General features: G+C 62.5%; 17 protein-coding genes and 1 pseudogene. 8 read left to right on the top strand and 10 right to left on the bottom strand.

The window, feature by feature from the left end; genetic code table 11:
* Positions 1 to 36: 36 nt before the first annotated feature.
* From KZJ38_RS16930 to KZJ38_RS16915, 4 genes are all read right to left on the bottom strand, one after another.
* Positions 37 to 915, bottom strand: coding sequence for an alpha/beta fold hydrolase (locus tag KZJ38_RS16930; protein WP_219797355.1), 879 nt, complete (start codon positions 913 to 915; stop codon positions 37 to 39).
* A 267-nt stretch (positions 916 to 1,182) separates the two neighbouring features.
* Positions 1,183 to 1,539: a BON domain-containing protein gene (locus KZJ38_RS16925; protein ID WP_219797353.1), complete on the bottom strand. Its 357-nt coding sequence runs from the start codon at positions 1,537 to 1,539 to the stop codon at positions 1,183 to 1,185.
* 359 nt (positions 1,540 to 1,898) lie between these two features.
* Positions 1,899 to 2,222: a TFIIB-type zinc ribbon-containing protein gene (locus KZJ38_RS16920; RefSeq protein ID WP_219797351.1), complete on the bottom strand. Its 324-nt coding sequence runs from the start codon at positions 2,220 to 2,222 to the stop codon at positions 1,899 to 1,901.
* A gap of 145 nt (positions 2,223 to 2,367) precedes the next feature.
* Positions 2,368 to 3,162 carry a TerC family protein gene (locus KZJ38_RS16915; RefSeq protein ID WP_219797349.1) on the bottom strand — a complete coding sequence of 265 codons (795 nt, stop codon included), beginning with the start codon at positions 3,160 to 3,162 and terminating at the stop codon, positions 2,368 to 2,370.
* A 176-nt stretch (positions 3,163 to 3,338) separates the two neighbouring features.
* On the opposite strand from KZJ38_RS16915, the gene KZJ38_RS16910 reads away from it, so the two are divergent.
* Positions 3,339 to 4,220 (top strand): LysR family transcriptional regulator, encoded by an 882-nt coding sequence (locus KZJ38_RS16910; RefSeq protein ID WP_219797347.1) that lies wholly within the window; start codon positions 3,339 to 3,341, stop codon positions 4,218 to 4,220.
* 34 nt (positions 4,221 to 4,254) lie between these two features.
* Here the strand turns inward: KZJ38_RS16910 and KZJ38_RS16905 are convergent, their stop codons facing one another.
* The gene (locus KZJ38_RS16905; RefSeq protein WP_219797346.1) at positions 4,255 to 4,659 is read right to left on the bottom strand and encodes a transposase; all 405 of its coding nucleotides are present in this window, start codon (positions 4,657 to 4,659) and stop codon (positions 4,255 to 4,257) included.
* A 254-nt stretch (positions 4,660 to 4,913) separates the two neighbouring features.
* On the opposite strand from KZJ38_RS16905, the gene KZJ38_RS16900 reads away from it, so the two are divergent.
* Positions 4,914 to 5,156 (top strand): hypothetical protein, encoded by a 243-nt coding sequence (locus tag KZJ38_RS16900; protein ID WP_219797344.1) that lies wholly within the window; start codon positions 4,914 to 4,916, stop codon positions 5,154 to 5,156.
* Between the two features lie 820 nt (positions 5,157 to 5,976).
* The gene (locus tag KZJ38_RS16895; RefSeq protein ID WP_246641516.1) at positions 5,977 to 6,819 is read left to right on the top strand and encodes a sensor histidine kinase; all 843 of its coding nucleotides are present in this window, start codon (positions 5,977 to 5,979) and stop codon (positions 6,817 to 6,819) included.
* A 420-nt stretch (positions 6,820 to 7,239) separates the two neighbouring features.
* Here the strand turns inward: KZJ38_RS16895 and KZJ38_RS36925 are convergent, their stop codons facing one another.
* Both KZJ38_RS36925 and KZJ38_RS36920 read right to left on the bottom strand, forming a co-directional pair.
* Positions 7,240 to 8,529: a GMC family oxidoreductase gene (locus KZJ38_RS36925; protein WP_281425784.1), complete on the bottom strand. Its 1,290-nt coding sequence runs from the start codon at positions 8,527 to 8,529 to the stop codon at positions 7,240 to 7,242.
* Complete coding sequence (locus KZJ38_RS36920; RefSeq protein WP_281425783.1) at positions 8,526 to 8,759, bottom strand: lycopene cyclase family protein; 234 nt, start codon at positions 8,757 to 8,759, stop codon at positions 8,526 to 8,528. The genes KZJ38_RS36925 and KZJ38_RS36920 overlap by 4 nt, the downstream gene beginning before the upstream one ends.
* 553 nt (positions 8,760 to 9,312) lie before the next feature.
* Here KZJ38_RS36920 and KZJ38_RS16885 point away from each other — a divergent pair.
* Genes KZJ38_RS16885 through KZJ38_RS16875 form a run of 3 tightly spaced genes read left to right on the top strand, consistent with a single transcriptional unit; the run spans position 9,313 to position 13,062 of the window.
* On the top strand, positions 9,313 to 10,602 hold the full coding sequence (locus KZJ38_RS16885; protein ID WP_219800401.1) for an LssY C-terminal domain-containing protein: 1,290 nt from the start codon (positions 9,313 to 9,315) through the stop codon (positions 10,600 to 10,602).
* A complete protein-coding gene (locus KZJ38_RS16880) occupies positions 10,599 to 11,849 on the top strand; it encodes an LssY C-terminal domain-containing protein (protein WP_219797342.1) in 1,251 nt (416 codons plus the stop codon). The genes KZJ38_RS16885 and KZJ38_RS16880 overlap by 4 nt, the downstream gene beginning before the upstream one ends.
* Entirely contained in the window at positions 11,836 to 13,062 is a 1,227-nt protein-coding gene (locus tag KZJ38_RS16875) for a hypothetical protein (RefSeq protein WP_425518365.1), read from the top strand. Before KZJ38_RS16880 ends, KZJ38_RS16875 begins: the two co-directional genes overlap by 14 nt.
* 137 nt (positions 13,063 to 13,199) lie before the next feature.
* Here KZJ38_RS16875 and KZJ38_RS16870 read toward each other — a convergent pair whose 3' ends face one another.
* Both KZJ38_RS16870 and KZJ38_RS16865 read right to left on the bottom strand, forming a co-directional pair.
* Positions 13,200 to 14,291 carry an alpha/beta hydrolase gene (locus tag KZJ38_RS16870; protein WP_219797340.1) on the bottom strand — a complete coding sequence of 364 codons (1,092 nt, stop codon included), beginning with the start codon at positions 14,289 to 14,291 and terminating at the stop codon, positions 13,200 to 13,202.
* Between the two features lie 171 nt (positions 14,292 to 14,462).
* Complete coding sequence (locus KZJ38_RS16865; protein WP_219797338.1) at positions 14,463 to 15,551, bottom strand: FUSC family protein; 1,089 nt, start codon at positions 15,549 to 15,551, stop codon at positions 14,463 to 14,465.
* Positions 15,552 to 16,259: 708 nt separating this feature from the next.
* Between KZJ38_RS16865 and KZJ38_RS16860 the strand changes: the two genes are divergently transcribed.
* Positions 16,260 to 16,418, top strand: coding sequence for a hypothetical protein (locus tag KZJ38_RS16860; RefSeq protein WP_246641788.1), 159 nt, complete (start codon positions 16,260 to 16,262; stop codon positions 16,416 to 16,418).
* 24 nt (positions 16,419 to 16,442) lie between these two features.
* Positions 16,443 to 16,529 (top strand): annotated as a pseudogene (locus KZJ38_RS37020) (CGNR zinc finger domain-containing protein); the annotation flags it as partial.
* A gap of 28 nt (positions 16,530 to 16,557) precedes the next feature.
* On the opposite strand, the gene KZJ38_RS16855 reads toward KZJ38_RS37020, so the two are convergent.
* On the bottom strand, positions 16,558 to 17,544 hold the full coding sequence (locus KZJ38_RS16855; RefSeq protein ID WP_219797337.1) for a GlxA family transcriptional regulator: 987 nt from the start codon (positions 17,542 to 17,544) through the stop codon (positions 16,558 to 16,560).
* Positions 17,545 to 17,618: the final 74 nt, after the last annotated feature.

The following is a 17,618-nucleotide window of genomic DNA, read 5'->3' as shown; positions in this document are numbered from 1 at the left end:
AGGTGACGAGAATGCTAACACTCCCACCGTGCATGCTTACGTTTGAGTCGCGTGAGCCGTCATAAACCCGATCGCGAGCTCGCGAAATTTCTCGGGTTCTTCGGAGAACAGAAAGTGGCCCGAATCGTTGAATTCGACGAGCCGTGCGCCCGGTATGCCTCGCGCGATCGCGCGGCTCGCTCGCGGCGGGCACACCCAGTCGTGGCGCCCGACGATCGCAAGCGTCGGCGCCGCGATGCGTTCGAGCATCGGTCGCAGATCGTAGGTCGGCGCGATCGACTGCATGAAATGCCGGATCATCTCGATCGTCGTGCTCGACGCCGCGAAGATGCGCGGGAAGATTTCGGGCCGCGAAGGCGTGGTGTGCAGCGGCCCGACAATCTTCGCGAAGTCATCCATGGTCTGCGTCGTGATGTCGCCGCTTGAGATGCGCGCCATGACCTCGAGCGCTTCACGGTTGCCGCGCGACGCGAGCGTCGGCGCAGGGTCGCCTTCATAGTCGGGCAGCGGCGCCACGGTCGGCGACGTGCCGCACAGGATCAGCCCTTGCACGAGCGACGGGTGGCGCAGCGCCGTATGCATCGCGACGAAGCCGCCCGCCGAATGGCCGAACACGAATGCTCGCTCGATGTCGAGCATGTCGCACAGCGCGGCAATATCGTCGGACATCTGCTCGAGCGTGCACGACGCGAGCGCGGGCCGCCCGGAGCGCCCCTGGCCGCGCAAGTCGACGTAGATTACCTGCGCGTCGTGGCGCAGCGGGCCGAGTCCGTCGCGCAGATACACGTGATCGAAGCCGAGGCCGCCATGCAGCGCGATCAAGGTCGGTTTGTCGATCAGATGGCCGCCCGATGCGCGCTGACCGGCGCCGTCGATGTCGAAATAGAGTTGTGTGCCGTTGAGCTTTGCGCGCATGCGAGTCCTCGAGTGCATGAAAAAGTCACCGGTGCGCGGCATGATGCCGTGCCCGGTGAGCCGGATTCAAATCGGGACTCAGGATACTGAAGCGGCGGCGCGATTCCGCTCAGTGGCGCGAAGTTTAATGTTGGACGCCGCAGAGCCACGCCGCAGCGTGTTCCGCAGACTTGTACGCACAGCGAATGCGGTTCGATGCGGCGCGCGCGGCCCGGCAGCGCTCATGCAGCGCACACGCGGCGACGCCTGCCGCCGCCGCTGGCGGGTTCAGTGCCCGGCTTCGCGCATCGTCAGCAGATTCTGCACCGATGTGACGCCCGCCACCGTGCCTGCGGCTGTGCCGGCGGGCTGCACCATGGCTTGATCGGGAACGGTGCCGTCGAGCGTGACCTTGCCGCCGCGCGCGACGATACGGATATCGGCGCCGGGAATTTTCGCGCGCGTGATCGCCGTGCGCACGTTGTGCTCGAGGCGATGGTTTGCCTTACGAATGCTTGCACGGGTCGGCTGCTCGTCGGCTTGCGCGGTTTGCGCGAGCGCGGCCACGCTGATGAAGGACGCGGCGACGGCCACGCAGGCTGCAAGGGTACGGGATGCGAACAGCTTCTGAACCGGGAATTTCACAATCAGCTCCTCTTGGAATGAATGGCGCGGCGGGTACGTGTGGTGGGTGCGCGCGGTTGGTGCACGTGATGGGCACACGCGGTACACGCGGTTGGCACGATTCCGCTCGCCACGCATTCTGTCCTTCGAAAATAGATGGGACTTCCTTCCGCGCACTGAAGTTCTTTAAATGCACGGAATGGGGAGCGATGAAAGAGAGAATCGAGTGGGCGGAAAGAAGCGGGCGGAAACAATAGTGGAAGCGAGCGGGCAAAAAAAGAGGCCGGCTTACGCCGGCCAAATAGCTCTAGCCAATCCGAGGGCCTGGCGGCCAGAGCCAGAGGGTCTGTCTTTTGCGTCGACGTAGCCTTGTTGAAGGCTTAGTCGAAGTCGAACATGTCGAACAGCGAGCGTTTCTTACGGTATCCACTCTGTCCGTATCGGCTGTCGTGTCGATAGTCGTCGCGATGCCGGTCGTCGTAGCGGCGATCGCTGTCGTGGTGCGGGCGCGCGCGGTGGTGGTCATGAGCGGCAGCGTTCTGCCGATCGTCGCCGCGCGCCGGCGTCGTCTCGACCTGCGCGACGAGCTTGTCGAGTTCGCCGCGATCGAGCCATACGCCGCGGCAGCTCGGGCAGTAGTCGATTTCGATTGACTGACGTTCGGTCATCAGCAAATTAGGGGTCTTGCAGACTGGGCATTTCATGATGTGCTCCTTTGCGTTTCGTTCGCGCTGCTTCGAGTTCGATTCGAGTCCGGTTCAGGTTCGCGCCGGGCCGCTTCGGTTCAGCTTCGCTTCAGCGCGGCGATGGGTTCAATCTAACGCGCCGCGCACGACGAAAAAATCTGGCTTATCCGAGGTTCGACTTCGAAATTTCCGCACTGGGGCGATCGGCTTCTTCTGTGCGGGCCGCGCCGCGCGTTCTGGAGCGGCGCGCGACGATATTCAGACCTTCGACGAACGCGGAGAAACCCATCGCGGCGTAGATGTAGCCCTTCGGCACATGAGTGCCGAAACCTTCGGCGATCAGCGCCATGCCGATCACGAGCAGGAACGCGAGCGCGAGCATCACCACGGTCGGGTTGCGTTCGATAAAGCGCGACAGCGGCCCGGCGGCGAACATCATCGCGATGACGGCGGCGATGACCGCGACAAACATGATCGGCACGTGTTCGGTCATGCCGACCGCCGTGATGATGCTGTCGACCGAAAACACGAGGTCGAGCATCAGGATCTGGCTGATCGCGGCCCACGCGGTCAGCGTGCCGACCGCGCTGACGGCGCCGCCGTTCGTGCTGTCATGCGCGACGTGATGGTGCATTTCGCGCGTCGCTTTCCAGAACAGGAACAGGCCGCCGGCGATCAGGATCAGGTCGCGCCACGAAAAGCCGTGTCCGAACAGTTCGAACGCGGGCTGGGTGAGGCGCGCGATCCACGCGACCGTTGCGAGCAAACCGAGCCGCATGCCGAGCGCAAGCAGAATGCCTATGCGCCGCGTGCGTTCGCGCTGCGCTTCCGGCAGCTTGTTGCTCAAGATCGAAATGAAGATCAGGTTGTCGATGCCGAGCACGACTTCCATCACGACGAGCGTGACGAGCGCCGCCCATACGGCGGGGTCGGCGGCTAGAGTGAGCAGGTAGTCCATGGCGGTGGGTTGGCAACTTGAAATTGATCAGACGAAGCGCTGAAAGGCGCGGGAAATTTCAGGGAATTGCGTGATGCGTCAGGTGGTGCATTAGCCATTATCTTCGGCTACTTTTCGCTTCGAAGAAATCAGACATAATCGCAGTTCTGCATCGGTTTTTCCGAAACGAGGTCGGTATGCTGAACTTTCGCCATCTGTACTACTTTTGGGTCGTGGTGAAGGAGGGCGGTTTCGCGCGGGCGGCCGAGCATCTCGACATGGCCGTGCAGACCATCAGCGCGCAGGTGCGCGAGCTCGAGAAGTCGATGGGCCGCCAGTTGCTGAAGCCGGCCGGGCGCGGCGTGACGATGACCGAAGCAGGGCAGGCCGCATTCGGGCGCGCGGAAGAAATTTTTCATCTCGGTGCGACGCTCGTCGAAGAGGTGCGCGAGGCCGCCAATGAGCCGGCTGCGCGGCTGGCGGTCGGTTTGTCGGACGGCATTTCAAAGCTCGCCGCGCATGCGCTGCTTGAGCCGGTGCTCGATACGCCGTCGCTGCGGCTGTTGTGTCACGAGGGCGAGCATGGCCAGTTGCTGACGGAGCTGGCGCAGCACCGGCTCGATCTCGTGCTGGCGTGTCAGCCGGCGCCGCATAACAGCGATCTGCGCGTGTTCAGCGAGCGCGTCGCCGAGTCGGCGGTTGACTGGTACGGGCCGGCCGCACTCGTGAAGAAGTCCGCGAAGGACCACTTTCCTGCTTCGCTCGCGGAACTGCCCGTGCTGCTGCCGACGGGGCATGCCGCGCTGCGTGCGCGGCTCGACCGATGGTTCGAGGCCGAGGGCATCCGGCCGAGGGTGGCCGGCGAGTTCGAAGATAGCGCGCTGATGGCGGTATTCGCGGCGCGCGGGCTCGGGGTGTTTCCGCTGGCGGAGCTTGGTGCGGAAGACCTGTCGTTGATGCGCGGGCTGCGCTGGCTAGGCCGCGCGGACGGTGTCGTGGAGGAGATTCACGCGATCCGCTCGCGGCGCGGCCAGCATCATCCGCTTGCGTTGCAGGTGCTGGCCGCGCCGCGCGGGTAGGGCGGCGGCATTGCCGCTTTATGTCACAGCGCGGTCACACCGCGATCGCCGTGCGATGCGGGCGCCACGCTTCGAGCATCGCGGCGAGCAGTGCGATTTCACCGTCGGCGAGATAGTCGTCGGCGACGGCGACCGCGAGACACAGGCGCATCACCTTGCGGCGCAGCGCCGCGTCGTCGATTTCGGCCATCAGCGTGGTCAGCAGATCGCCGTCGAGATCGCCGGTCGCATCGGCCCACGACGCGGGCGACAGCAGCCGGTCTTCGCACAGCGCCTGCACGATGCCGGGGAACTGGCCCGGCGCGAGGCCGAGCTCGCGCGCGACGTTGAGCCGGTCGAGCGCGCGGTCTTCGGAACTGCAGACGTGTCCGTCCGCGGTCAGCGCCAGTGCGACGATCCGCGCGGCGGCTTCGGGGCTGTTACGACGATAGGTGCGCATGTCTCGACTCCTTTTCGCGGATTGGATCCGCAGTGATGGGAGCCGTCAGTTTCGGGGACGCGCGGATTCGGATAAACCTGCAAACGCGGAAGCTGGGGTTCGGAAAAAGCGAAGTGCGATAATTGGCGATGACGGGGGAGCCGCATGCGCGTTGTGAGCGTTGCGATAGGCGCGTGTCAGCTTATTCGAGTAATCTTAAAGGGCCTGCAGGCGCGGTGCCGGAGCCAAAGCCCGGCGGCATGCAGACACTCCAAATGAATAAAGACCACACGATGCCCGCTACTCCCGAACATTCGAAACCTGTGCGCAAGCCGTCGCAAGCGATGCTGGCCACTATTACGTGGCTGGTCGGCATTGCGGTGCTCGCGCTCGGCTTTGGTTGGCTCTATTGGTATGTCGCGGTCGAGCGCAATGAACTGCCGTGGGGCGCCTTGCTGCTGATTCCCTGCGTGGCGGTGATTGCGGCTGTGACATTTCGCAATCATTTCAGCCGGTGACTGCGTAGTTGGTCGCCGTTCACTGTCAGGCGGCATCACACGGTCGTACGCCTGGCAATCGACTAGGGGGATACCCCTAGGATAAAGCCGGGGGTCCTCCGGCCCGACAGCCGCCGCGCGCGCCAGCAGGTACATCTCAAAGTGAATGAGCGTCGATTTGGGGCTGATTGAGCTTCATTGTCGAGATTCATTCAAGGTTGAACTATCAATATCGTTCGAACATGGATCTGAGGGATGTGCGGCCGACGTTGACAACTGGTGTCGGCGGGTCGATCAGGACGCGCCCGGCCGACTGCCGCAAGGTGGACCGGCCCGGTCCAGGAGCCTCAAAAGACGTGACTTCATGTAGACGTTGGCCGGCACCTTTCCGACGACTCCTGAGACGGCCAGCGCGTGCATCATGGCGTCGTGGCTAAGAATTTGAGCGGAGTCGAGCTAACCTTTGGCTCATCATCCGCGCGCGGACAGCCCCAACCGGCACAGCTGCAGCGCCGACTGAGCGAACTGGCAGACTCCGGGCCCGCGGCGATCGAGGGCGCACAACGCTGGCTGCGGCCGACATCGAGCGCGTGATAAGTGAGCAGGGCAGACGCATGCTGGCGTGCACTGAGTGGCTTCTGCTGGCTCACGGACACGCAGTTGCGGAACTCCGCACGCGACATCCTGATCCGGATCGCGGTGGATATGCGCGAACCGTAGACCGCTGAGCAGCAGCAGGCCAGGTCGCGCGGCGACGAACACGATCCGGCATCCGGTTTCGACAGGGGTCGCCCACGAGCACGCGGACGATCGTCGTGCACAAGGCTACGGCATCAACGACGTGGTGGCGGAATATCGAGCCCTGCGCGCCAGCGTGCTGCGCCGATGGCAGCAGACGTTGCCCGGCGATGCGGCGGCCTCTCAGGAGATGATCCGGTTCAATGAGGCAATCGACCATATGCTCGCGGAATCGGTCCGGCAGTACGCGCAACGTACGGAGCGGATCCGGGATCTGTTTGCCGGCGTACTGGCGCACGACCTGCGTTCTCCCCTCGGCGCGATATTGAATTCGGCGGAGGTCGTTCTGCATGACAGTGGCCTGTCGTCACCCAGCGTCAGGGCGGTCGCGATTGCGCAACGCAGCGCCGTGCGCATGAAGCATATGATTGACGATCTTCTCGTGTTCACCCGTGCCCGTCCGGGTGATACGCTTCCGGTCGATTTCGCGCCGCAGGATATCGGAAGGATCTGCAACGATGCGGCAGATGAGGTCGCGCGTCATATCCGGACGCATGCATCGACGTGTGCGTCACGGGCGAGCTTGCCGGCAGGTGGGACAGCGGCCGTATTGGGCCAGTTGCTGGTTAACCTGCTCGTGAACGCTGTCCAGCACGGATCAGGAAATATCGCCGTGAGCGCTCTCGGTCACGATGAGGAGCTGAATCTCGTCGTGGCGAACGAAGGAGCCCCGATACCGGCGGCCGCCCTGCCGACGCTGTTTGATCCATTAACACGGGCAAACCGTTCGCCCAGGCCGAGTGGACCATCTTCGAGCATGGGCTTGGGACTTTACATCTGCCGCTGCATCGCACGTGCACACAACGGCACCATACAGGCCGAATCGACAGGAGGCAGGACGACCTTCACAGTGCATATCCCCCGTTTTCCGGCGACGGCACGCTGAGTTTCGGTATTCGAATCCTGCACGGCGAGATTGGTGTCTGCCGCTCCTGTGCGGCAGACCGGTCACCGCTGGCCTGAGTGCGAATGGCCGCTGCGGTTCACAGAACTGACTCGCGCGGGCACGCAGCCGAATGTCGGCTGCGGGTCGTGTGCTGCCCGGTGTGATATTCCGAAGTCCAGCTGTTCATGCAAATTGCATAGGACTGCAACCGGCCAGTTAGAGCCGTTCGCGAATTCGCTGGCGACGACCGCTCTGAGGCGCAAAGCCGCCATCTGTTAAACGTGGCGTTCGCACGGCACGGCGCGCGCTCGAAAAGACGGCGTCGTTCTGTCGGAACACCTGGAGAAATAAGCGTCGATTGATGCGTTCATCCGGTCTGCGAGAGTCGCTCGACAGACCGGATGACAAGCACTTAAGCCACTACCCTTTCACGCCGAACGTGCGGCGCGACAGATGCCACGCCATCATCATGACGGTGATGTTGGGCGGCGCGCTGCAAACCTGCGGCATGATCGACGCATCGATCACGTAGAGACCGTCCACGCCGTACACGCGGCCGCCGCTGTCGACCACGCCTTCGCCTGGCCGGCCCATGCTGCACGTCGACGTCGGATGCGCGTAACCGTCGAGCGATTGCTCGATCGCCTGGCGCAACGCGGGGCTGCCGTCGGCGAGATGACTGCCCGGTGTCATCTCCGAATCGATCAGATTCGCGAACGGTGCCCGACGGCCGATCGAACGCGAAATCTTCACGCATTCGAGCATCCGGTCCATATCCCGTTGCGTGTTGAGCATGTTGAAGCGGATACGCGGCGCGCTACGCGGATTGCGATCGACCAGATCGACGAATCCGCGCGATTCGGGCTGTGTGACCGCGCACGCCAGCACGATCGCGCCGCCGGTCGGCGATTGATCCGATGGAAACAGATGTGTCGCCGACACGTGCAGATCGAGATCGCCCGGCTCGGCGAGCGACGACGCCGCCCAGAGAATCGCGCCCGACGCGGGATGCGCGCTGTTGGCCTCCGGCTTCAGATTGTAGATGTTGTAGTAGAACGGATGCTCCTGAAGCCCTTGCCCCACAGGCAGATCTGCGGCGATATCTATGCCGAGCGCCTCGAGCCGCTGCGCGGGACCCACGCCGGAACGCAGCAGGATCGCCGGACTGCCGAACGCACCCGCGCTCAGCACGACGTGATGCGCGCGATATGTCTGTCCGTTCGCATCGACCACGCCGACCGCATTGCCGCCTTCGATCAACACCCGGTCGATCTCCACGCCGCCGCGAATCGTGAGATTAGGGCGTGCGCGAATGCCATCGTCGAGAAACGCAATGCCTGTGTTGATGCGCCGGCCGGATACGACATTGAGCGGATAGAGCGACACGCCTTCCTGCTGCGCACCGTTGAAATCCTCGACGCGCGCGAAGCCGAGATTCGCGGTCGCTTCGACGAACGCGGTCGAGCCACGCGTGGAATCGTCGGGCCGGCGCTGACGGACTGGCAAGGGGCCGTGACGGCCGCGAAGACGATCGTCGCCGTCGGGCGTGTTTTCGATCGCCCGGTAGTCTTGCAACAGCTCGCTCCACTCCCAGCCGTCGCCGCCCACCGCGCGCCACTTCGCGAAGTCGGCATCGCGCGCGCGGATCGCCACCGCGGCGTTGACGGCGGAGCTGCCGCCGAGCGTCTTGCCGCGCGGCGCGGCCATCATCCGGTCGCCGAGACCGACTTCGGCCTGGTAGTTCCAGTTGTGGCCGTCCGGTCCGGTGACCGTGTCGGCGTCGGCCAGATCGCGTGGAACAGGTTTGGCCGATACGCCTCGCCGGCTTCGAGCAGCAGTACCGTGCGGCTCGCGTCGTCGCTCAGGCGCCGGGCAAGCACCGCGCCGGCGGAGCCGCCGCCGACGACGATGACGTCGTGTGAGTCACTCAGATCGCTCATTTCGCACCCGCCTCGGCGATCTGCCCCATCAGCACGGCGAACGGCATATCGGCGGTGTTGTCTCTCGTCATGCGGGTGCGCTTCTGCATCTCAGTCCTCGTCGATGGATTTGAAGGGGAAAGGCGTGCTGCAATCTTTCGGATTACGCAGGGGTTCGTCTTCGGCGCAAGATGCAAAGTTCATTGGAAACATCGTCCAATTTCCCCGAACTATCTGCTTGCCGCAATGACGAAGTGCGCGGCGCAAAGCCAGGCATGGAATTCATTAGCGGAGCGAAACTCGCCGTTGACCGCTGCTGGCATCCCTGCTCTCACGCTTGCCTCGTACGACGGTTGCGGCTTCGATGGTCGTCGGCCTGAAGGCTTTTCTTCCGACAAGAAACACCGCTCTTACAGTCCGAAAAACGTCCTTCGCGCGTGTTCTGACCCGCTAGACTGGACAGTATTCAGTGCGTGCGCGAGAACTGGCCTTGAGTGGCACAGCCCGGTACTAGCAGCCGGCGTTAGTGGCTGGCGGCGACCACGCATCAGGATTCCGACGAAGAGGTATCTTGATGAACCGCGTCGCGATGCGTTTGATCGTTGTTGTCGTCGTCAGCGGTGCGCTGGCAGCTTGCACCGCAACGCGGTCAACGGTCTCCGTTCCGGCATACCAGAACCGCACCGTGACACGCACCGAGGGCGGCCTGCAGGTTTCCATAGCCGTCCTATCGCCAGAGGAAAGCACGGCCGTCTACGGTGTCCCACTTGCCGACAAAAAAATCCAGCCAGTCTGGGTCGAGGTTCGGAATCGCGAGGACCGTAGCTACTTTCTCCTGTCGCCAGGGCTCGATCCGAACTTCTTTCCTGCATCGGAGGCGGCCGAAGCGTTTGCCGGGACTGCCTCACACGACCATGAGAGCGAACTCGACCGGCGGTTTCGTTCCCTCGCTTTTCGTAGCCCGGTCCGACCTGGCGAGACGGTCGCGGGGTTTGTGCTGACCAACCTCAACGAAGGGGCGAAGCTGGTCCAGATCGATCTGGTCGCGAGGGAACGGGCCCGAACCTTTTCGGTATTCGTGGCCGTGCCGGGGTTTGAGGCCGACTACAAGACCAGTCAGGTATTCAAACGCGCGTCCGATCCGCAAGAGCCCACTCTGGATTACACGAATGACGCGAACCTGCGCGCAGCGCTCGAAGCGCTGCCGTGCTGCGCGACGAACAAGGACGGCACGGAGAATGGCGACCCGCTCAATCTGGTGATCGTCGGCGGCCTCGACGACGCCTTTCCGGCCCTCGTGCGTCGAGGCTGGAGTCTGACGGAGCAGAAGTGGTCGGGGGCGATCTGGCGGATGATCGGTGCTGCGCTGTCCGGCAAAGCCTACGTCAACGCACCCGTGAGCGACCTTTACCTGTTTGGGCGCGCGCAGGATCTCGCACTGCAAAAGGCTCGGGACAACGTTCATCAGCGCAACCATATGCGGCTCTGGCTCAGCAACATTCGCTACCACGACAAGCCCGTCTGGGTCGGACAGATCAGTCGGGATATCGGCACCCGTCTGACCGTCCATTCGCCGACGCTCACCACACACAAGATCGACCCTGACGTGGACGAAGCGCGTACCGCGTTCACGGAGGACATGGTGTATTCGCAGAATCTGGTGAAGATGGGTCTCGTGAACGGCGTCGGCGCCGCACCGCGCGCCGCGCCACGCGAGAACCTGACCACTGATCCCTATCACACCGACGGTTATCGCGTCGTACTGGTATTCGACCGCGAACCGACATCGATCGACCACATCGAGGTCTTCCCCTGGATCACCCCCTACAAGGTCAGGCATGCTGTCGAGGGGCCAGCGCCATGAACCTTCAGTCGATCCGTCGCGCGCGACGGCAGCCCGTGCGCATGCTGGGTCCGGTGCTGTTGCTGGCTGGCTGCGCGACGTGGCAGGCCCCCTCTCAGGTCGACGTCGGACCGCTGCGCGAGCGTGAGGTGCGCGCCGCCAGTCAACGCGTGCAGGTGGGCGCAACGGTGCTCGATAGCGCAGACAGCCGGCGCATGTATGGGACCGACGTCAACGCAGCAGGCATCCAGCCGCTATGGGTCGAGGTGCAGAATGGGTCCTCACAGGCGCTGTGGCTCTTGCGCTCCGGTACCGACCCGGCCTACTTCTCGCCGCACGAGGCGGCGTGGTCCATGCATACCGTGTTCGGGGGAGCAACGAACAGGAGCATGGACGACTATTTCAGTGAACTCGCATTCCCTAACCCGATCCCACCGGGAGAGACGCGCGCGGGCATTCTCTTCACCAATCCCGTTAATGGCATCAAGCTGGTCAATATCGATCTGTTTGGAAGCGAGACCCTGATTCCGTTCTCCCTCTTTCTGCGCGTGCCCGGTGGCACGGTGGATCCGCATCTCGCACAGATTCCCTTTCCGTTTCCCGAAACCGCGGTCACGGACTACCAGGATCTGGCATCGTTGCGCGCCGCACTCGAACAGCTGCCACGCTGCGCCACCGACCCTGGCGGGACGGTGCAGGCCGATCCGTTGAACGCCGTCGGTGTCGGCCAGCTCGCCGACATCGGGGCCGCGCTGGTCCGGCGCAACTATCGGCGTGACGAGCAACCGTCCGATCGGGCGCAACGTGTGTTCGGGCGGGAACCGGACTTCGTGATGCGCAAGCAGGCACAGGCGAACGCGCCTGCCACATGGATTCGCGGATGGCTCGCGCCGATCCGCTTTCAGGGTCAGCTGGTCTATATCGCACAGGTCGGTCGGCCTGTCGGCGGGCGCTTCACGCCACGCGACGGGACACATGTCACGCTGCACGGGAACATCGACGAGGCGCGGAATCTCATGATCCAGGACCTGATGTACTCGAGCGGTCTTGAGAAGCTCGGATTCGTGAACGGTGTCGGCGCGGCATCGCCGAATCATCCAAGGACGACGCTGGACGGCGCAACCTACTATACGGACGGCTTACGTGCGGTCGTGTTCTTTGCGACGCGACCGCACAGCCTGTCGGAGGTCGATATGCTCGACTGGGTGCCGTATCTGGATGAACCCGATGCCCTTCCACCTGGAGCATCCGGCGATGCGCGTCAGTGACTTTAGAGGGAGACTGTCGCTCCTCTCATCGAGCCGGCCGGCTGCTACCCTGGATGCGTTGCGTGGGCTTCAGATTGCCATCGCAACGGTGGTGGCAACGGTTGCGTTTAGCGCATGTACTACGAAGCCGCTGGTCCCGTACTCTACGGATACGCCGCCGCTGGCGCTCGTGTCCGCCTCGCAGGCGGGGATACTCGATAAGCGAGGGCGCTTCCGCGAAATCTATTGCGCGGTCCTGGAAGCGCGCGGTCCAGCACTCCCTGATTACAGGTCTTGTGAGGACGCGCTGACGCGTGTAGGCGCGGAACCCGCGGGTACTGGCAGTTCCGTCGATCTTGGTCCGTCCCGCCGGCACCTGGTCGCAGCGGTCGTACCCGGCATTGGCTACGACTGTTTCAAACCGTGGCTGAATCCGCCGGATACCGTCGTGACGCACCTCCGTCTGTCGGGATTTGGCGCAATGCTGCTCGAGGTCGACGCGCTGTCGAGTTCATCGAATAACGCGCGCCAGATTCGTGATGCGCTCATGTCCATGCCCGCCCCTGAGGGAGCGCCGCGCATTGTACTGATTGGCTATTCGAAGGGTGCGCCCGACGTCCTCGAAGCGATCGTCGCCTATCCGGAAATCCGGAGCCGTGTGGCGGCGGTGGTAAGTGCCGCCGGCGCGATCGGCGGGTCGCCGCTTGCCAACGATGCCGAGCAGTATCAGGCCGATCTGCTCCGATACCTTCCAGGCGCGACTTGCACGTCGGGCGACGGGGGTGGCGTGCAGAGCCTGAGACCGGCGACCCGGCAGGCGTGGCTCGCGCAGCACCCACTTCCGGACGAAGTACCCTTTTACTCGATCGTGACCTTCCCGCATCCCGATCGCATCTCATCTGTGCTGAAATCGAGCTATGACAAGCTCGCACGCGTCGACCCACGAAACGACAGTCAGGTCATCTTCTACGATCAGGTCATTCCAGGAAGCTCGCTTCTCGGCTATGTAAATGCTGATCACTGGGCGCTGGCCGTACCCGTTGCCCGGACGCATCCGACGATCGGCGCGCTCTTCGTCACGCAGAACGCATATCCACGAGAGGCTCTGGTAGAGGCAATCTTGCGCTCCGTGGAGGAAGATCTCGCAGAACCAGCCTACGGAAGATCAGGACTGTGCAGATCTAACAGGCACTGCGGGCCGTACGCAGCCATCCGTCCCGGCAGGTCGCCTTGAAACACAATGGCGGGTGACGCAGGTGCGAACGGCAGCTTGGCATCGCCTTTGGGACCTTGGGGGAGCCGACCCCGAGAGGCGGCGACGGGTCGAGCTGAGCCGACCGCGTCGGGCAGAGTGCGGCCAATAGTTGCCAGTCACCGAACGCGGAATGCTGTCATTCCAATGGCCGGTTCACTCAGGAACCAGCCGGATGCTCGAAGGAAGGGAATCGGCGTTATCGACGCCGTACAAGCCTGAATTTGATTGGTTCGAAGTCGAATTCCGCCATGAGATCGCTCATGGTGAACTCGCAGATTCACCAGGGAATGCGCAGGCGTCTTTTGGCTCCAGCATCGTGCGAGGTCGGGCTTGTCGGGCTTGTCTTGTTGTTCGACCTGTAGCTGCGAAGGATCGGTGATCGGCGGATCATAGGTGATCGGTATGTCGGTCACGCCCCAGACTCGCGCTTTGTCGGTACCGAAAGGGATTTCGTTCTGCAATGGTGGACCAGAGGGTTCGATTGCAACAATTGCCTTGACCAGTTTCGGCCGCACATCGGCGATCAGCCAGCCGAACGTACCCGATTGCGAGTGGGTCAGTACGATCGCAGGTCCAATCCGATCTAGCAGGGCTGCAGCGGCATGCTGGATCAGCGTCTCCGTTTCTGTCTCGCTGGCAACGAACTGCACTTGAGAAGAATAAAACTGGTCGAATATCGGATCACCGATCTTGCCATGCTTCGGGCCGTTGCCCGGCCACTGGGTATGAAACTTCGCCTGTGGCCAGAGCATATATTGTTCGGGCACTGAGAACAGGCTCTCTTCGGTTTTCGCGTCGAAGGTGCTCAACTTCCCGTCAATGCCTTCCTGCCAGGCGGATCGTCCACGCGCAGGCTGGTCCACCATGTAGACATCGTAGCCCTGGGCAGAGAAGAATTGAGCCCAACCTTCCCGCCCGTCGGGTGTGCCCATCCAGTTTGTCGCCGTTTGTGCCGCGCCGTGGATAAGCAAGATCGGATAAGGGTGCCGCCGTTTTACTGGCGTGAGCTTCTCCACAAACATCTGGCCATTCATCAGCGGCTTGGCGGGGTCGCCACCATAGCTGCCGCCAACAAAAAAATAGGTATGCTGGGCGACTGGGGTGAGTGCTTTGGCGGAGTTTCGGTTGAGCGGCTGCGCCTGCACACACGCGCAAACAATCGAAACGAAAAACAAGAACAGAAAAAGCGCGTTCTGCTTCGATGGCATGACGTCTCCTCCCAATTCATTGTTACCCGACTTCGTTTAAAGGGATGATCGAAGAGTATTGTGTTCGTCAGTTTATCCGTCAAGCCGTGCAATGTTAGCTGACGAACGATAGTCGTCATCTCGCCCACCAACGCCCAGAGCGTGCTCAAGCCGCGATCAACGATGGGTGCCTTAGGCCACACGTTCTTCCGACTCCTGCACCGCACGCAGTGGGATCACATATACGGCTATCAGCAAGGCGATCACTCCGCCAAGGAGTGTTTCCCAGGCGCGGGCAACCAGCACCGAAACCGAATGTTCTCCCGTGGCAGCCAGCGTGATCATCAATACAAAGGAGAATGTGGCGCAAGCGATGTCGTAGCGATCGGGCAGCGTCATCGTATATACGACAAGAGCGAGCGCCACTAAAGCGCACACGATGAGAGGCGCATGCGAGGCAATGGGTAGACACGCAAGTCCGAGCGGCACGCCGACAAGCGTGCCAACAATTCGCCGCTTGATACGTGCGGCCGTACCCGTCGCCGTGACAGTCGTGCCACACACACCGGCCGTAATGGCCCACGACGGTTCAATGAGCCCAAACACGCTGTTCAACACGATGACGATCACTGCCGTGGCGCTTGCCTGCAGCCCAATGATGAATTCGGCCGAGAAGTGCGACGCGCGCCAGGCGGAGTGCAACGGCGGCGCAACCGCGGCTGGCTGTTCTCCGGGACCGGTCAGCAGACGCGGCACAACCGATGCAACGAGTGCGATCGCCAATGCAATACCGATCTCGCGCGCGTCGACCGGTGTGAGGCCGGCGCCATAAGCGAGTAGCTCACCTATATATAGTTGCAAGCCAACACCCGTTCCGAGAACGCCAAATCGACGAAGGAAACCGGTAAGAAACACAGCAGGCAGAAGAATCCATTCGCCGCCACCCAATCCATATCGTCGTAGTATCGAAAGACTCAGTAGAGGCGCAAGCAATGCAAAGAACAATGCGCCAATCGCTGCGGCACCGCATAGTAAAACGAGGTCGCGAGTCGATCGGTAACGGGTGCCGCGCGCTTCGAAAACGCTTGCCCACAGCGCAAATCCGCCAGCGAGCGACGCAAGCGATGCGTGACCGGGGTCGAGCACCGTTACGTCGTGGACAGTTCCGAATGCGACTGCAACGCCATATGCGGTGACGATCCGTAGCCCTTTCACGCGTCGATACGCGCCCGGATCGATACGTTCAAGCCATGCCAGTATTGTCTCGATAAGTTCACGCATGCGACGCTCCCCCTATCGCGTTGGCAAAAGCGGACTTGGCGGCATACCTGCCGCCCGACGACGCGCTAGAGTCGCGTCACGACTGCAGACCTTCTTCGAAGCGTTTTACGGGACATAAGACAGGCTGCCCACAATGGCGGACAAGCTCACGAACACGCGAAGTTAGGCTTTTCGCAGCAAAGGAATTCAACCCGACGATAGCACTCGCCGCCGCAGCTGAGTTCGTAATCGCCGTCAGACTTATAGCGTGACCTTCGCTCCCGGTTTTCCTCTGGCACTTCACCACAACTACTGCACCTCCCCGACTCTGGCGCCGAAACAGCGACCGCATATGCCAATTGTGCCCTTGCGCGCGTCCCCGCACTACGAAATGCTTGAGGCAGTGGATCTGTGGCTGCTCTTCATTCATCAACGGACCAACGCGAATAAGCGGTGCAACGTCGGTAGTGGGTCGACAAAGGAAGCTCGCCGGTCGACGCGATCAGTGGCGAGCGCGCATCAGACGAATTTCCGGAGGCGGCCACAAGCGGTCCTTCAGTCAGGAAAACCCGAAGTCCGCAATGAAATTCGTACCGGCCGTTCAATGTCCTACTGCGCCTTTGCAAACATCAATTCCATTGCACAATCAATCCAACGTGGATCACTCGAAGCCCGATCTTGATTGGCCTGCTTGCGAACACCTGCCTTGAAGCGACCGGTCGCATCGGGATGGCACTTGGCTTTCACGTAACTCTCGTTCGGGATGCGATCTCTGCGCGCTCACATGAAGCACTTCATGCTGCGATGGATATTGATGGCCTCACTCACGCCCATAAAGTATCGACAACCAGGGAATTGATCGCTGCCATCACAAACAATGCGACATGAGAGACTCGTTTTCACCGCGAGCCTGACCGTACGCGATTGCATCGGCGCCGCTGATGCAGCATGGCGCTCTGCGGCAACCGGCACAAGGTGGCGGCCTATCGCAAGCGCGAGGCCGATACGTCGTCGCAAGACTGTGGCTTCACTGATCCGTCATCGCATGTCGTTTGCGATAGTCGGCCGGCGTCACGCCCACCACGCGCATGAATGCGCGGCGCAACGTATCGACGCTTGAAAAGCCGCATTCGGCGGCCACCTGCTTGGGCGCAAGGGCCCCGTTCTCGAGCAGTTCACGCGCGACGGTCACGCGCGCCGCTTCCACCCAGCTCGCGGGCGTCACGCCCACCTCTTCCCGGAACAGCCGCGTCAGGTGCCGCGCGCTCACGCCCATGCGCAATGCCAGACTCGACACATCATGCTGCTGCCCCGGATGCGCCGCAACCCAACGCTGCAGTTCCTGCAGGGCCGATCGGTTGGCCGCGGCAGGGGCCGCGCGGCGGCTAAACTGCCCCTGCCCGCCGGGCCGCTTGAAGTACATCACGAGCTGGCTGGCAACCTTGAGCGCGACGTCCCTGCCCAGGTCTTCCTCGACGAGCGCCAGTGCGAGGTCCAGCGCGGCGGTCACGCCGGCTGCCGTGCGCACCTTGCCATCGCGCATATGGATCGCGTCGGCATCGACGGTCACCTTGGGAAACAACGACCCCAGCCGGTCCGCCACGGCCCAGTGCGTGGTCACGCGCCGGCCATTGAGCAGGCCGGCCTCGGCCAGCAGGAAAGCGCCGCGGCACACCGAGCCATAGCGGCGCGTGCGCGGGGCCATCTGGCGAATCCAGTCGAGCAGCATCGGCTCCGCCGGTGCGTCGCCGGCGTGCGGTGCGCCCGCCACCAGCATCGTGTGCAGGCGTGGCAGCGCGGTGACCCGGCGATCGTCCTCGATGGTAAGGTCCGGTAGCAGCCGCGCGCCTGACGAGGTACGAATCGCACCGCGCTTTACGCCCACGATTTGCATTCGATAGGCCTCGACACCGGCCTGGAGATTGGCCTCCGCAAATACGTCGAGCGGACCCGAGACGTCGAGCAACTGAACGCCCTGGATCGCCACGAGTGCAATGATTCGGGGTGGAGACATATCGTTTTCCTACCTGTTTCCGGATCGCCCCGGGTGTTGTTACCATTCAAGACGATGTCTTGTTTCGTCGTATC

Source organism: Paraburkholderia edwinii, from assembly GCF_019428685.1.
In the GTDB taxonomy this organism is placed as follows: domain Bacteria; phylum Pseudomonadota; class Gammaproteobacteria; order Burkholderiales; family Burkholderiaceae; genus Paraburkholderia; species Paraburkholderia edwinii.
This window is presented reverse-complemented; position numbering and strand designations above follow the sequence as displayed.

Coding starts and splice junctions, on each gene's coding strand:
- KZJ38_RS16930 (WP_219797355.1), bottom strand. CDS start 915: ATGCGCGCAAAGCTCAACGGCACACAACTCTATTTCGACATCGACGGC.
- KZJ38_RS16875 (WP_425518365.1), top strand. CDS start 11,836: ATGCGCGTCAGTGACTTTAGAGGGAGACTGTCGCTCCTCTCATCGAGC.
- KZJ38_RS16860 (WP_246641788.1), top strand. CDS start 16,260: ATGGCACTTGGCTTTCACGTAACTCTCGTTCGGGATGCGATCTCTGCG.
- KZJ38_RS16870 (WP_219797340.1), bottom strand. CDS start 14,291: ATGCCATCGAAGCAGAACGCGCTTTTTCTGTTCTTGTTTTTCGTTTCG.
- KZJ38_RS16865 (WP_219797338.1), bottom strand. CDS start 15,551: ATGCGTGAACTTATCGAGACAATACTGGCATGGCTTGAACGTATCGAT.
- KZJ38_RS16885 (WP_219800401.1), top strand. CDS start 9,313: ATGAACCGCGTCGCGATGCGTTTGATCGTTGTTGTCGTCGTCAGCGGT.
- KZJ38_RS16900 (WP_219797344.1), top strand. CDS start 4,914: ATGAATAAAGACCACACGATGCCCGCTACTCCCGAACATTCGAAACCT.
- KZJ38_RS16905 (WP_219797346.1), bottom strand. CDS start 4,659: ATGCGCACCTATCGTCGTAACAGCCCCGAAGCCGCCGCGCGGATCGTC.
- KZJ38_RS16910 (WP_219797347.1), top strand. CDS start 3,339: ATGCTGAACTTTCGCCATCTGTACTACTTTTGGGTCGTGGTGAAGGAG.
- KZJ38_RS16855 (WP_219797337.1), bottom strand. CDS start 17,544: ATGTCTCCACCCCGAATCATTGCACTCGTGGCGATCCAGGGCGTTCAG.
- KZJ38_RS16880 (WP_219797342.1), top strand. CDS start 10,599: ATGAACCTTCAGTCGATCCGTCGCGCGCGACGGCAGCCCGTGCGCATG.
- KZJ38_RS36925 (WP_281425784.1), bottom strand. CDS start 8,529: ATGATGGCCGCGCCGCGCGGCAAGACGCTCGGCGGCAGCTCCGCCGTC.
- KZJ38_RS36920 (WP_281425783.1), bottom strand. CDS start 8,759: ATGAGCGATCTGAGTGACTCACACGACGTCATCGTCGTCGGCGGCGGC.
- KZJ38_RS16920 (WP_219797351.1), bottom strand. CDS start 2,222: ATGAAATGCCCAGTCTGCAAGACCCCTAATTTGCTGATGACCGAACGT.
- KZJ38_RS16915 (WP_219797349.1), bottom strand. CDS start 3,162: ATGGACTACCTGCTCACTCTAGCCGCCGACCCCGCCGTATGGGCGGCG.